The sequence below is a fragment of the Moorena sp. SIO2C4 genome (genome assembly GCF_010672485.1).
GTDB lineage: Bacteria > Cyanobacteriota > Cyanobacteriia > Cyanobacteriales > Coleofasciculaceae > Moorena > Moorena producens.
In genome coordinates, this window is sequence record NZ_JAAHGN010000070.1 from 1 (window position 1) to 13,864 (window position 13,864).

11 protein-coding genes and 1 pseudogene are annotated in these 13,864 nt (G+C 42.2%); 9 read left to right on the top strand and 3 right to left on the bottom strand.

Translation table 11 applies throughout. The features are described 5' to 3' along the window. Positions 1 to 150 precede the first annotated feature (150 nt). The 3 genes from hemW (at position 151) to F6K20_RS06275 (ending at position 3,141) form a co-directional block, all read left to right on the top strand. Positions 151 to 1,413, top strand: coding sequence for a radical SAM family heme chaperone HemW (hemW, locus tag F6K20_RS06265; RefSeq protein WP_044494242.1), 1,263 nt, complete (start codon positions 151 to 153; stop codon positions 1,411 to 1,413). A 61-nt stretch (positions 1,414 to 1,474) separates the two neighbouring features. Continuing rightward, complete coding sequence (gene rsmI / locus F6K20_RS06270; protein ID WP_008187868.1) at positions 1,475 to 2,326, top strand: 16S rRNA (cytidine(1402)-2'-O)-methyltransferase; 852 nt, start codon at positions 1,475 to 1,477, stop codon at positions 2,324 to 2,326. 218 nt (positions 2,327 to 2,544) lie between these two features. Then, complete coding sequence (locus F6K20_RS06275) at positions 2,545 to 3,141, top strand: YdcF family protein (RefSeq protein WP_008187866.1); 597 nt, start codon at positions 2,545 to 2,547, stop codon at positions 3,139 to 3,141. A 405-nt stretch (positions 3,142 to 3,546) separates the two neighbouring features. On the opposite strand, the gene F6K20_RS06280 is transcribed toward F6K20_RS06275, so the two are convergent. Then, positions 3,547 to 3,858, bottom strand: a complete 312-nt coding sequence (locus F6K20_RS06280) for a DUF2288 domain-containing protein (RefSeq protein ID WP_008187864.1) — start codon at positions 3,856 to 3,858, stop codon at positions 3,547 to 3,549. 179 nt (positions 3,859 to 4,037) lie between these two features. On the opposite strand from F6K20_RS06280, the gene F6K20_RS06285 reads away from it, so the two are divergent. Beyond that, positions 4,038 to 6,683, top strand: coding sequence for a transglycosylase domain-containing protein (locus tag F6K20_RS06285; protein ID WP_083373892.1), 2,646 nt, complete (start codon positions 4,038 to 4,040; stop codon positions 6,681 to 6,683). Positions 6,684 to 6,815: 132 nt separating this feature from the next. Here F6K20_RS06285 and F6K20_RS06290 read toward each other — a convergent pair whose 3' ends face one another. Then, complete coding sequence (locus tag F6K20_RS06290) at positions 6,816 to 6,983, bottom strand: hypothetical protein (RefSeq protein ID WP_193431512.1); 168 nt, start codon at positions 6,981 to 6,983, stop codon at positions 6,816 to 6,818. 62 nt (positions 6,984 to 7,045) lie between these two features. Here F6K20_RS06290 and F6K20_RS06295 point away from each other — a divergent pair, with 62 nt between their 5' ends. The 5 genes and pseudogenes from F6K20_RS06295 (at position 7,046) to F6K20_RS06315 (ending at position 10,658) form a co-directional block, all read left to right on the top strand. Further along, positions 7,046 to 8,398: an RNA-guided endonuclease InsQ/TnpB family protein gene (locus F6K20_RS06295; protein ID WP_071105959.1), complete on the top strand. Its 1,353-nt coding sequence runs from the start codon at positions 7,046 to 7,048 to the stop codon at positions 8,396 to 8,398. Between the two features lie 34 nt (positions 8,399 to 8,432). Beyond that, positions 8,433 to 8,885, top strand: a pseudogene (locus F6K20_RS06300) (class I SAM-dependent methyltransferase); the annotation flags it as partial. 317 nt (positions 8,886 to 9,202) lie between these two features. After that, entirely contained in the window at positions 9,203 to 9,532 is a 330-nt protein-coding gene (locus F6K20_RS06305; protein ID WP_008187854.1) for a hypothetical protein, read from the top strand. A gap of 481 nt (positions 9,533 to 10,013) precedes the next feature. Beyond that, a complete protein-coding gene (locus tag F6K20_RS06310) occupies positions 10,014 to 10,217 on the top strand; it encodes a hypothetical protein (protein WP_131827223.1) in 204 nt (67 codons plus the stop codon). Positions 10,218 to 10,322: 105 nt separating this feature from the next. Then, positions 10,323 to 10,658 carry a hypothetical protein gene (locus F6K20_RS06315; RefSeq protein WP_008187850.1) on the top strand — a complete coding sequence of 112 codons (336 nt, stop codon included), beginning with the start codon at positions 10,323 to 10,325 and terminating at the stop codon, positions 10,656 to 10,658. Between the two features lie 212 nt (positions 10,659 to 10,870). On the opposite strand, the gene F6K20_RS06320 is transcribed toward F6K20_RS06315, so the two are convergent. After that, positions 10,871 to 13,864, bottom strand: a 2,994-nt coding sequence (locus F6K20_RS06320; RefSeq protein WP_353736730.1) for an AAA-like domain-containing protein, incomplete at its 5' end; no start/stop codon positions are given.

Here is a 13,864-nt window from a genome sequence, read left to right on the forward strand (position 1 = left end):
TCTCTTCTTAAGGGGGGAATCTCGCTCCGGAGGAGATTGAGGTTAGCCAAAAGATGATCACAAAACTAATAAAAAATTTATTTAATTAATAACTGTTCATCCCAACGGTCGGATTGGCTTACCTGATTGAAGTATTACCGTAAAAAGCCCGTGGTCAATTTATTACATAATTCTGAGAAAGATTGCGATTCTTTAAGAGTCAGTGCCGCCTATGTTCATATTCCCTTTTGCCGACGCCGATGCTATTACTGTGATTTTCCAGTCTCTGTGGTAGGGGATAAGGCCACACAGAGTACCTCTAGCATGATTGACCAGTATGTCGAGGTGTTATGTCAGGAAATTAATATCACTCCACCGACCACAAGCAGTTTAGACACAGTTTTCTTTGGAGGTGGAACCCCCTCTCTGCTGACAGTTGAACAACTAGCCAAAATCCTCGACACCTTGGACAGGCGCTTTGGAATTGCAGCTGATGCCGAGATTTCCATGGAGATGGATCCAGGAACCTTCAACAAGGATCAGTTAACGGGATACCGAGATTTGGGGGTCAATCGAGTCAGCTTAGGGGTTCAGGCATTTCAAGATAAATTATTGAGCAATTGTGGCCGTACCCATGACTCTAAAGATATAGTCACTGCTATCGAACTGATCCATCAAGTAGAGGTTCCCGAATTTAGTCTTGATTTAATCTCTGGTCTACCGGCTCAAACCCTAGAACAATGGCAGGAGTCTCTGGAAATAACGGTCAAGATTGCCCCTACCCACATTTCCAGCTATGACCTAGTCCTTGAGCCTGTGACTGCCTTTGGCCGCCAGTACACCTCTGGAACTAAGCCGTTACCGACTGATGAAACCACTGTCATGATGTACCGCTTAGCACAGCAGGTGTTTACTAGTGTGGGGTACGAACATTATGAAATTTCTAACTATGCCTTGCCTGGTCATCAATGCCGTCACAATCGGGTCTATTGGGAAAACCGCCCTTATTACGGTTTTGGCATGGGTGCGGCTAGCTATACTCAAGGATATCGGTTCACTAGACCACGCACGAGGCGGGAGTATGATGCTTGGGTGGAACAGTTACTAGAAGCGGGTGGGGTTTGGGATGGCTCACCCACGACTTCAGAGGATGTGTTGTTAGAAACCCTAATGCTAGGTCTACGCTTGGCAGAGGGGTTGAGTCTATCTATGCTAGCTCAGAGGTTTGGGGAAAAAATTCTGGAACAGATTTGGATGGGTTTGCTGCCATACTACGGTTGTAACTGGGTAGAGGTTGTGGGAGATAATGGCGAAAGGGTTAATTTAACCTATGGTCAGAGGTTACCAGTGGCGGGAGGGTTGAGATTAACTGACCCGGAAGGGTTTTTGTTCTCGAATACCATTCTGGCTGACTTGTTTCATCTTTTGGGGTAGGAGCCCGTGATTTGTTGATTAACCGCAAAGACGTAAGGGATGGCGAAGAAGACAAGTGGGAATGCTTTATGTGGTGGGAACACCAATTGGTAATTTGCAGGATATGACGTTTCGGGCAGTGGAAATTCTGCAATCGGTGGATTTGATTGCTGCGGAAGATACGCGCCATACCGGGAAGCTATTGCAGCATTTTCAAATTAAAACGCCGCAAGTGAGTTACCACGAACACAATCACGACCAGCGTTTACCCGAGTTGTTGAATCGCCTGGGTCAAGGAAATACCATTGCGTTGGTGACGGATGCTGGGATGCCAGGCATTTCTGACCCTGGCTATAAATTGGTCAAGGCTGTTATTGAGGAGGGGATATCGGTAGTGCCAATACCAGGTGCTACTGCTGGAATTACGGCATTAAGTGCTGCGGGACTACCGACAGACCGATTTGTGTTTGAAGGCTTTTTACCCACCAAGGGTCAAAGTCGAAAAAAACGTTTAGACTCTCTCAAGGGGGAACCAAGAACGTTGATTTTGTATGAAGGGCCTCACCGTGTGCTTAATACGTTGCGAGATTTGGCAAACTGTTTGGGAGAAAATCGTAGAATTGTATTAGCTAGGGAATTAACCAAACTGCATGAGGAGTTTTGGCGGGGAACTATTGGGGAGGCGATCGCTCATTTTACTCAGCTAGAACCCAAGGGAGAGTTTACCCTAGTAATTGGTGGAGCTTCCCAACAAAAGCCTATGTTATCAAAAGCTGAACTAGAAGCTCAATTGACAGAGATTATGGCTCAGGGAGTATCGCGATCCCAAGCGAGTCGTCAGTTAGCTAAGCTAACTCAACTCCCCCGACGTCAACTCTATCAGCTAGCGTTGACAATTCCTTCATCAGTTTTTCCGGTCAAGGACCAAGACTAAGCTTGATTGGTAAATCTTTCTAAATTTTTTAGTTTTTGTTGATTAACAAGTAGCAAGTAACAAGTAGCAAGTAACAATCAACAAGTAACAAGTAGCAAGTAACAAGTAGCAAGTAACAAGTAGCAAGTAGCAAGTAATGACTAATCCCTAAAGAAAGCTGCTTTCCTTGCGCTTTGAGTTAAACAACGCCATCTATCTATTCGACATCCATTCGAGTTATGATTTTCAGGATTCACTCCCACTCATCAGCCCCTAACTATAAAGCTAAATTAATACCATGGGTGACACTCGTTTTAGCAATGACTCTGATGTTTGGTTACAAAAGGATTGAAAGCTATTTAGTGCAACCAAAAGTTGCCTTAGTTTTAGGGGGATCTGAATCGCGGGAGAGATATGCTGCCAAATTTGCCATAAAGCACCCAGACCTCAACATTTGGGTATCTTCCGGCAGCCCGAAGGGATATGCTAAACGGTTATTTACCCGGGAAGGAATTGAGGTCAGTCGCCTCCACCTAGACTACAAAGCGGTGGATACGGTGACTAACTTTACCACGTTAGTGGATCAGTTAGAAGCTCAGGACATCGATAGTGTCTATTTGATTACTTCTGACTATCATATGCGCCGTGCTCGCTTGATTGGTGATATCGTGCTTGGCAGTAGAGGAATTGTTCTCAAGCCGTTACCTGTTCCTTCCGGAAAGTCTCCTGAACCCTTTGAAAAAGCTTTGCGAGATGGGGCTAGGGCGTTGCTGTGGTTGACGACAGGTCATACAGGGGCTGAATTAGGCCAAGCCTCGAAAAGGTTAATCAATTGACACTCCCCGTCCTAGAATAACGGGGATTCTTACTTGGCCGTAGGCCACGCTACGCGAACAACGAGCTGTCTTGCGTATAGCAGGTCGGAACCAAAAAAAGTAGAGGACAATTCGACCTAAGCGTGCTTGATCATGGATCTAGGTTTCGGTGTGCCCCACCGTACCTTTTTTATATATAGATAGATAGATACTTTTTTTTATCTAAATTTTTCATAGACCTTTAAGTCGTTAGACCAAATTACGCAATATGTATCACAGACATATTTTTTACGTTGCCTACTTATGGTTAGATAGTATCTATCTAGTTTTTTAGTTTATTGTTATAGACTTTTAAAATAGCACACCTAGTACAAACTGTCAAGGCCATTGTTTAAAAAAAAGCCGTCCTATAAGGACGGGGCGCGATTACCCAAATTTTTTGGTAAAGTCCGTTGAGAGTTCTTGCACCAGTACGTAGGGTTGTACAATCAGAGCCTGAAACCGCTTGTTCTGGTTGCTGTTCCAATTAGAGAGTTGCTCAAGTAAAGGCTTGTGCATTAGCTGCTCACTGATCCAATGTTGGACAGATAGCACATCATCATTTGCGATCGCTACCCCAACATCCAACAAATCCAGTCCCTCATTCACCACCAATACTGCATCTCGTTTCACATGAGGAATCAGTAAGTCCCAGGTTGTCTCATCCAGAGATTCCGCCAATTGTACTCTTAAATCCATGTTTAATTCAAGGTTTTCTTAATAGTTCTTTAAACATACAGTAAAATTGCTCCGATGCTTTGTTTGATTTAACTATTTGATCAAAGCTCTAATCACCTCAGGTTTCCACCTCAGCCTTCCTCTAACCATTGAGTTATAACGGTTCTCATAGTAATGAGCTACACAAGATTGTTTCCCTGATGAGAAATTCGATTAACATCATCAAACAGAAAATGTGGTTGAGGCTGAATCCCAAACATCGGCGTGCTGTAAAACTATTCCTTGGCTTGGCGCTGCTTGGTATCACGGTGCGTACGCTTCCCTATCTCGCTCCCATTCGTGCTAAAGATTTAGTTCAAGATGACCTAGCGGTAGAATTTCGTGACCGCAATGGTTTATCCCTAGGCACAATCCTCAGTCGAGACCAAGACCATACTGCGGTTGTGCCTCTCGATCAAATTTCCCCGCACTTTATCCATGCTATTCTCGCCGCAGAAGATGGAGAGTTTTATCACCATGGGGCATTAGAGATGCGGGCAATTATGCGATCGCTAATTGAAGCCATTGAGGCGAAACGCATTGTCAGTGGTGCCTCCACCATCACCATGCAACTGGCACGGATGCTGGAACCCAACCCCCGCACTCTACCTGCCAAATTCCAAGAAATTTGGCTATCCTGGCGATTAGCAGCAGGGATGAGTAAAGATGAAATCTTGGCAGCCTATATCAACCGACTCCCCATGGGTGGCAATATCTATGGCTTAGAAGCTGCTGCTCGGATTTATTTTGGCATGCCCGCCAGTGAACTCAATGTTGCTCAAGCCAGCCTATTAGCTGGTCTACCCAATAATCCTAATTATCTCAATCCTTATTATTACTGGGATGCTGCCAAACGGCGGCAAATCTATGTGCTCAAGCGCATGGTAGAAGATGGCTATATCACCGCTACTCAAGCAGACCAAGCCTATGAGGAAGCCATTTCCCTACTACCTCGACAGCAAGGAATAATTGCCGCGCCACACTTTTTATTCTTGGTTGCCAACCAATTACCATCAGAGCATCCCTCCCAAATTCGTACTACTATCGACCGTCCCCTACAGGAATTTGTTGAAGCCCAAGTGCAGCAAGTAGTTCGCGACCTTGCCCATAAAAATGTCCATCACGCTGCTGCTATAGTCATTGAAAATAAATCCGGTGAAGTATACGCCTATGTCGGCTCTCCCGATTACTTTTCCGAAGCTGAATTAGGACGCAATGACGGAGTCCAAGCCCTACGTCAACCCGGTTCCACCCTCAAGCCTTTTTTATATCAATTAGCTCTAGAGCAACGCATTATTCGTCCCAACACCGTCTTAGCCGACATCCCCACCTATTACGCCATTCCCGGAGCTAGACTCTACAGTCCCACCGATTACAGTGAAACCTTCCTCGGACCAGTTCGCATTCGTATTGCTCTAGCCAATTCCCTTAATATCCCAGCAGTTAGGGTATTGGAAAAAGTTGGAGTATCAAACTTTCTGTTGCACTTACATCAACTAGGCTTTGAACACCTTACCCAGTCTCCAGAACATTATGGATTAGGATTAACCCTAGGTAGTGGTGAAGTTAGTCTTTGGGAACTAGCTCGCGCCTACCTCACCCTAGCACGACTTGGACAACCCACATCCGTTGTCACTACCCTATCTAGCCCCTCGCCAAATAGGGATGATTTGTCCGTTTATCGAAAACAAGGAAGACAGGGAAGACAGGAAAGACAGGCAAGCGGGGGAAGTAAACAATTGTCAGATCATCGAGCAAGTAAGCAAAACCCACTATTTAACCTACCCTACCGGAACGCCAAAGGCAAACAACATCCCAACCTTGGCCAAAAGGCCACGCTACGCGAACAACATTCAACCGTTCAACATTCAACCGTTCAACCTCCTAACCTCCAACCTCCTAACCTCCAACCTCCTAACCTCCAACATTCAACCCTTCAACATTCAACCCTTTCAACCTGGGCATTAATCACAGATATACTGAGTGACCCTCAAGCTCGTGCTCAGGGGTTTGGTGTCGATTCAGTACTGAATTTACCTTTTCCCGCTGCCGTTAAAACTGGCACCTCTTCTAATTTCCGAGATACTTGGACTGTGGGATTCACGAAAAACTATACCGTTGCCACTTGGGTAGGCAATTTTAATGGTGAGCCCATGGAACAAGTGTCTGGGGTGATTGGTGCTGCTCCCCTCTGGCATCGGATTATGTTACACCTGCATCAATCTCAAGAACCTGCTCCGTTTCAAGCTCCTCCCGGTTTAGTCCAACGTCCAGTGTGTGCCCTTTCCGGTTTGCGTCCCACTCCTGCTTGTCCAACTGTTGTCCAGGAATACTTCTATCCAGACGATCTCCAGGATTACGAACGTCAATCCGATACGTTTTATCAGATCACCAGTGTTGGAGCTAATCACCAATCGCCCCAGTACATCGTTAATTTACCTGATGAGTACAACGAGTGGTTAGCAAGACAACCTCAAGTAAATCTAGCGCCAGGGAAACTTAAAATTTTGTCTCCTCGCGAGGGGGATTTGTACATGCTCTACCCTACTGAATCAGATCAAGATAGCAACAGTGCTGTTCAACGACTAGAGTTCAAGGTGGCTGGGCTAAAGTCTGAGTCGGTCGAGTGGTGGTTGAATGGTGAAAAGCTAACTACCAACTCATCCAATTCCTTCTTTTGGCCTCTCGGTCCTGGGGATTGGACATTGGAAGTAAAAAGCGGTGAAATTAGCGATCGCGTCACTTTCAAGGTGCAGTTAGCAGAAAATCCACCAACTCGCCGGGGGTTTTCTATTGCTGGTCCTTAGTAATTTGTTAATTATAAATAGTTAATTTCTAATTGATCAGATAGGGGAGTTTGAAGGGAAAGAATACCCCACCCGTCGCAGGGGTGGGGTATTCTTTCCCTTGGCCGTAGGCCACGCTACGCGAACAAATATCTAAGGTAATCGACCGGTCTTCCCCAAAGCCTCTAAATATTCCGATAGATTTAGACCCGCATTGTCTGCCATCTTTTTTAGGCCATCCCAAGCAGCATCGGTTGTTCTGACTGTATGCGACTTTTTTGCCTCCCCATGCATTGGAGGTCTTCCAGATCTTTTTACCATGTTGTTGACATCCGTATTCTCAGAAGCTATAATTAATATAGCATGAACAAAGAGGTCGAATTATGCAACTGGGATACGTCTATAAATTAAAGCCAAACCGACAACAAGAGGCCACAATGAAGAAGTGGCTTGATATGTTGAGATCGCAGTATAACTACCTCTTGAGAGACAGAAATGAATCTTATGATCAGGCGAAAGCTCCAAGATTAGGTAATTATTGTGACCTAAAAAGTGGTGGGGAGGCGTGCCCACTGACCTGTTCTGTAAGTAAAAATTACTCTGTAGGCTATCCCTGGAAAAATAGTCAGAAAAATCCAAGAAGGAGTGCATACGAGGCTCAAAGCTCAAGTCTTCCTACTCTTAAGAAGCAGCGACCCTGGTATAAAAAAATCAACTCAACAGTCTTGCAACAGACTTTGAGGCAATTAGATGTTGCTTTTTCCAAATTCTTCAAAGGAGAAACTGGATACCCAAGACCCAAGAGAAGGTCACGATTCAGAAGTTTTAAATATGCCCCTGGTCAAGTCAAGTTAAATGGGGACAACATATATCTCCCAGGGATTGGCTGGATGAGGTTTCATAATTCTCGCCCTATCCCTGATGGATTCAATATAAAATCTGTTACTGTTCGACGGAAGGCTCGTGGATGGTTTGTAAGTCTTCAAATCGAAGATAAGTCAATACCAACCCAGTCAGTAAAAGGGAAGGATGAGATTAGTCCTCAGAAGGTTAAGGGTTGTGACCTGGGAATCAATAAGCTGGTCAGTATTTCTAGCGGAAAAACAATAGCCAACCCAGCTAAACAAAAATTTTTTAGGCGCAGAGAAAGACGTCTGAAATTGAGGCATAAAGCAGCTAGTAGGAAAAAGAAAGGGTCTAAGAACAGAGGGAAGTCTTATGCTGAAGTAGCCTCACTCCATGAGCGTATTACAAATAAGCGTACTGCTTATCACTGGGATGTTGCTAATCAATTAGTTGATGGTACAGATGCCTTGGTATTCGAGGATTTGAACATTAAGGCAATGAAATCTCGCTCTCTACCTAAGCCTAATGAAAATGGTGGCTATGAACGCAATGGACAATCAGCAAAAAGAGGGCTGAATCACTCAATCTCTAATGCAGCTTGGGGAGAACTGGTGAAAAAGATTGAAGTCGTGGCTGCGAAGTCAGGCATTCCAGTAATAAAAATAAATCCCAAGCACACATCTCAAAGGTGTCCAAAATGTCATCACATCAGTAAGGAAAACAGAAAAAAGGAAAAGTTTGTCTGTACCAACTGTGGTCATTACGATGACGCTGATGTAAATGGTGCAGTAAACATAAGACTGCGGGGTCTTAAAAAACTGGGAATTGACCCCACTCAGCTACCTCCGGTGCGGGGGGAAGTTACGCCCATGGAGATAACAGTCTCTTAGAGATTGTGCCTGGGAATCCCCATCCTCTTAGGTTGGGGAGGTTCAATTTAGCTTTCGAATCGCTCCGTTGGTACCTGAAGGAAAAGTATTAGCAGTAGACATTCAGCCAGAAATGATCGACGTTATTGACTTTTTAACAGAAGACAACAATGTTAATAACGTCGAGACAATATTAGGAAGTTTTACTGACCCTAAACTTCCTGAAAATAGCATTGATTTAGCCTTAATGGTAGATGTTTACCATGAGCTTGAATATCCCCGAGAAATGATGGAATCGATTGTTAAAGCTCTTAAAACAGAGGGAAGAGTTGTGCTAGTAGAATATCGCAAGGAAAACCCACTTATTCCTATTAAGGGCTTGCATAAAATGACTCAGAACCAAGTTAAAAAAGAAATGGAAGCTGTCAATTTAATTTGGCAAGAAACCAAAAATGATTTACCCAGCCAACATTTGATGGTTTTTCAAGCTAGTGACAATTCATTATAGCAGTTCTCAATTGGGTGAGATACTTTCATCCTGGGAGTAGGGAGTAGGGAGTAGCGATGCATCGCTAGTTGATTAACTATTGGCTATTGGCTATTGCCTATTGGCTATTGCCTATTGGCTATTGCCTTTTTTTAAGAGATTATATTCACTCTTCAAAGAAAAATATTATCGCTTACCTTCAGAATAAAAAGTTTTTTTGTAAATGGAATGTCGGTGATAAAGAACAGGCCAGAAGTTGATTCAGATCACAATAACTTACTGAAACTCTATTTACATTGAATGAAATGAATGAAATTAAATTCCGGAGGAATAAGTAGGTGCTAGAAAAGTTAAACGAGATTAAATCAACTCTAAAAGATATAGGTGAAAAAGTTGATCAGATAGCTGATAAAGTCGAGGCTGGGGTAAAGCCAAAATTTAAGTGTAATGTTGATCATAACAACATTAATGTTAAAGAGCATAACAGCTGTTATGACAAAGTAAAAGAACTTGGCTATAAGCAGTTGATTGTAGAAAATGATGGTTGTATTGGAGCCCCCAATCTATATCGGTATAAAGTTCTTGATAACGACGAAAATAAAGTCGCTGAATTTTATACATTAAAAGGAGTCAAGGACTATTTAGAGAAACAACCTAAAAAGGCTTAAGCATCGGATAATCTTGATTTTAAATTGGTGATAATTTATCGTTTCAGGAGTTTTGCATCTACAGTTTCATCAAGAGTTTAATCAAGAAATACTGACATTTTTGATTCAGGGGTTTTGCATCTACAGTTTAATCAAGAGTTTAATCAAGAAATACGGACATTTTTAATTCACTGGACTTTAGAGTAAATTTTGGGTTTTAACGAAACTTGATAAAAAGTAATTAGGAATAGAAACCAATGCCTCAAGCACCAAAGAGTGTTTGAGATAGTCTTGAGCGATTTAATTATTTGTCTTTTTTGCCGAGTTTGGATTAGGGCTGCGTTATCGAAACTTTTCAACTCGTCTTGTGTACACAAAATTCCATCATAGCACTGCCTGAGCACAAGTGGTTTAAAAATTGTTGTAATAACTATTTATCAAGGGTTTCAGTTGAGTAAGTCAATGTGACTACTCAAGGGAAGCCAAGGGGTGCATCTCATTTTTGCTGTTTGACACGGTGGTGCGTTACGGGGCGGGCTATCCAAACCCTGACTACGAGGCGAAAAATGAAGGCTCCCCTAACACACCCTGTCTTGATGCAGTCGCTCATGGGGGAAACCCCCAAGACCGCGCTGCATCGCTACGCAAAATTTTCAAATATGAGATGCAGGGAAGCCAAGTTTCTGGTGAACGAGAATTAGTCTAAACTCCAGTGATAAAGATCAGAGCAAAAGTTGATTTATATCACAAACACTTACTGAAACTCTATTTACATTGAATGAATGAAATTCAATTCCGGAGGAATAAGTACATGCAAGAAGACTTAAACGATATTAAATCAAGGGTAAAATCTCTAGAGGAAAAAATTGCTCAGAAAGCTGATAAAGTAGAGGCTGAGGTCAAGCCAAAATTTAAGTGTAATGTTGATTATAACAAAATTGATGTTGAAGAGCATAACAGCTGTTATGATAAACTCAAAGAACTTGGCTATGATTTAGTTATGGAAAATGATGGTTGTATTGGCCCCCCAGGTCTATATCGGTATAAAGTTCTTGATAACGACGGAAAAAAAGTCAAGGATTTTTATAAATTAGAAGGAATCAAGGAGTTTATAAAAAAAGAAGAAAAACGCTTAAGTATCTCATAATATTGATTTTAAATTGGTCATAATTTGTCTTTTCAGGAGTTTTGCATCTACAGTTTCATCAATATTTGAATCAATAAATATGGACATTTTTAATTCAGGAGTTTTGCATCTACAGTTGTATCATAGAACATAACCCTTACCTTAAATCATTAGGTCCTAGTCCAAAGTCATCACTTAATTCAACCCACATCATTTCTAATTATGAAATAATTTCAACCATAAAGATTGCTGACCCTAGACACACTACGCACTAGCTTTTGCTGATCCTGTTTTTGTTTCTCATCACCACTATCATTAATAATTACTAGGATAGTAGAAATCTGATTAACATCAGAAGCATCAGGACAAGAGATAATACATAGATTTACACTGTGTTCTGCTTGAGTATTATGGGATACTAAGGTTTGAGCTGAATAATCTTGCCGACGTTCTTCTTCAGTCTTGGCAGCTAATGCTACATCGAACCATTGGGAAAAATTGCCCTCTTTAATGTGGAGCAAGTCCCGTAAAGACTTCTCCTCAATATCTTTCAAACCAATGAAATCCTTAGCGTGATCATTGGCAAGAATAATCTGACCAGTTTTATTGGTAAAAATTACACCACTGGATACATTAAAGACCAAATCTCGCTGCTCTAGCTGTTGTTGCTTGACTTTACTAAATAGCTTGGCATTTTGGAGCGCTACACCCGCTTGAATATTAAATGCTTCCATCAAGTCTTGATCCCTGCGATCAAAACTTGCCTTCCAGCAATCGGGAGGGTTTGGCCAATCGGCGGGATTGTATGGGGGAAAATTGCCCTGTTTCTTTTTATTGACTAATTGGGTAACAGCAATTAATTGATTATCAACATTAAACACAGGCATCCCTAACAAACTACAGGTGCGATAACCGGTTTGACTATCAGTTTGTTTGGCAGTTTCTGAATTGGGATGGTCATAGAGATCAAACGGAATTATCAGTGGCTGTTTAGTGGTAACAACTTGACCAGCAAAGCCAGCTCCTTTGGGAATCCGAATTTCTTTTAATGTGCCATCAGCAACCGTAATTTTTGTCCATAATTCATCCTGTTCCTCATCTAACATCCAGACTGTGCTGCGATCAGCAGACATTAGCTCTTGAGCCTGATTCATTACTTTATTCAAAGTTTCTTCTAGATCCAAGCTACTTTTACCCAGAGATTGTGTCGCATTTATCAATGCTGAAGCTATTCGTTGTTTCTGAGCTGCTTTATAAAATAACCGAGAGGATTTAAGAATCATTTGAATCGAGCGGGCGAATTGCGCAAAAAGTTTTTCATCCTCTGGTGTAAAGCCTTTTAAATCAATTTTATCAGCTAAGGGCGCGTCTAAAACTGGCGGTTGTTTTAACTTATTTAGTAATTGGACAACAGCCACTAAATCTCCTTTATCATCTAGTAAGGGTAAAGCCAGCATGGTATAAGTACGGTATCCAGTTTTGGTATCCCATTCCTTAGCAGTATTAGAACGGGTATCGTTATATAAATCGTAAGGAATATTGACAGTTTTCTTAGTTTGAGCAACATAACCAGCAATCCCTTTATCCGCAGGCATCCGAATCTCTTCTGAGTCTCCTCCTTCACCCTTTGCCACAATTGACCAGAGTTCATTTTTGGCTTCATCTAATAAAAAAATAGTCGTGCGATCTGCCTGTAGTATCTCGCCAGTTTTGAAGGTGATAGACCGTAACATTTCATTGAAAATGGAATCAAACCCTTCTCGGTCTAGCAGAGTATCCATCATGGATAAGGTTTGATTAAAAACTCCTAAGTCCAATTCAAGGTTGGAAACAATATATTTGAAACTTTCTGGGGTCAGGTGTTCAAGAGACTCATAGATAGTTTCCTTAGTGGTAGCCGCTAGGGCTGGATTAAGTTTCCCTTGTCGTCTGGCTTCTGAATACCGTTGAATTTCTTCTAACGCCTTTTTAAATTCTCGCTTTTCCCATTCTTGGCTAGTGGTCAAAAACTGATAATCTTGATGGCTTAAGCTTTTACCCAGGGCCCATCTTAATGCATCCTGTAACTGTTGTCCTCGCAGAAGACAGGATGTATCCTGACAATCGGAGTCTAACCAAGCAGCAATTTCATTACTATACGGTCGCAAATTTGCTAATTCTTTATCTACCCAATTTTGGTTAAAAACAGCTTGATAAATACGGTTATAAATCCTTAATTTTCCTTGCTTCTCAACTACTAATCCCGATAGCCGCAATTCTATTTGTTCATAACTGTCATCAGAAGCAATTTCTCCCCGTTGCAGAATTTGCTGATACAATCCCAGTAATCGCCCAGCCCGTTGTTCATTCTTAATAAGACGATCGCGAATAGTTTTAAGATGCTCCGGATTATCATGGGATTTCCAATCATCAATCACTTGCGATCGCACTAATTTATCAACCCACTCTGCCTCACCACCTGTTGGGATAGTAGATACAGAATCCAACAAGAGTTTACAAAGCTTTTGGGTCAGAAAAGGTTGACCTCCACTCCAGTACAAGACCTGTTTCAGGACATCTTGGGGATTACTAATTTTTCCTTGTAATCCTTGCGCTAATCCCTGTGCTTCGTGCAACTGAAAGCCATATAGCTGAATCGCCTGACCAATATTAAAGGGTGTGCGTTTTTTATCTTGAATTAAATCTGATGGTGTTGCTACTCCAAGTAGCGCAAACGTAAGGCGTTGGTAGTCTGACTTATCCACACGTTGGTTATAGCAGGCACGAATAAAAGCGAAAAAATCATCAGTGGGGAAATCGAGGCTAAGAACGCTATCAATTTCATCAATAAAAATTACAATATTTTGAGTAACTTGCTGGAGCAAAACCTCTTCAAGAAATTCTCTCAATCGCCGCACCGCAAATATCATTTCTCGCTCACGCCACCAAGTGCGTAAATTAATATCTAGGTCGAAGTCTCTAGCCAGAGAGCGGACAATATTGGCATACCATTGATCGAGAGTGACATGCTGAGTACCATCCATGGATAAATCAATTACTGCACAGGCAACCCCATCTGCTTCAAGCCGACGCATTACTTGCACTCGTAAGCTAGATTTTCCAGTCTGTCTTGAGTTCAATACATAACAAAACTGTCCAGCCTTCAATCCTTCATATAAATCATTATCTGCTTGTCGCTTCACATAGGTAAGAGCATCGGCTGGTAAAGTCCCTGAGTATATATATTC

Bases quoted from the DNA above. Each gene is read 5' to 3' on its own strand.
- F6K20_RS06315 (WP_008187850.1), top strand. From the start codon at position 10,323: ATGCAAGAAGACTTAAACGATATTAAATCAAGGGTAAAATCTCTAGAG.
- F6K20_RS06280 (WP_008187864.1), bottom strand. From the start codon at position 3,858: ATGGATTTAAGAGTACAATTGGCGGAATCTCTGGATGAGACAACCTGG.
- F6K20_RS06290 (WP_193431512.1), bottom strand. From the start codon at position 6,983: ATGGTAAAAAGATCTGGAAGACCTCCAATGCATGGGGAGGCAAAAAAG.
- F6K20_RS06275 (WP_008187866.1), top strand. From the start codon at position 2,545: ATGATTTTCAGGATTCACTCCCACTCATCAGCCCCTAACTATAAAGCT.
- rsmI (WP_008187868.1), top strand. From the start codon at position 1,475: ATGCTTTATGTGGTGGGAACACCAATTGGTAATTTGCAGGATATGACG.
- F6K20_RS06295 (WP_071105959.1), top strand. From the start codon at position 7,046: ATGCAACTGGGATACGTCTATAAATTAAAGCCAAACCGACAACAAGAG.
- F6K20_RS06285 (WP_083373892.1), top strand. From the start codon at position 4,038: ATGAGAAATTCGATTAACATCATCAAACAGAAAATGTGGTTGAGGCTG.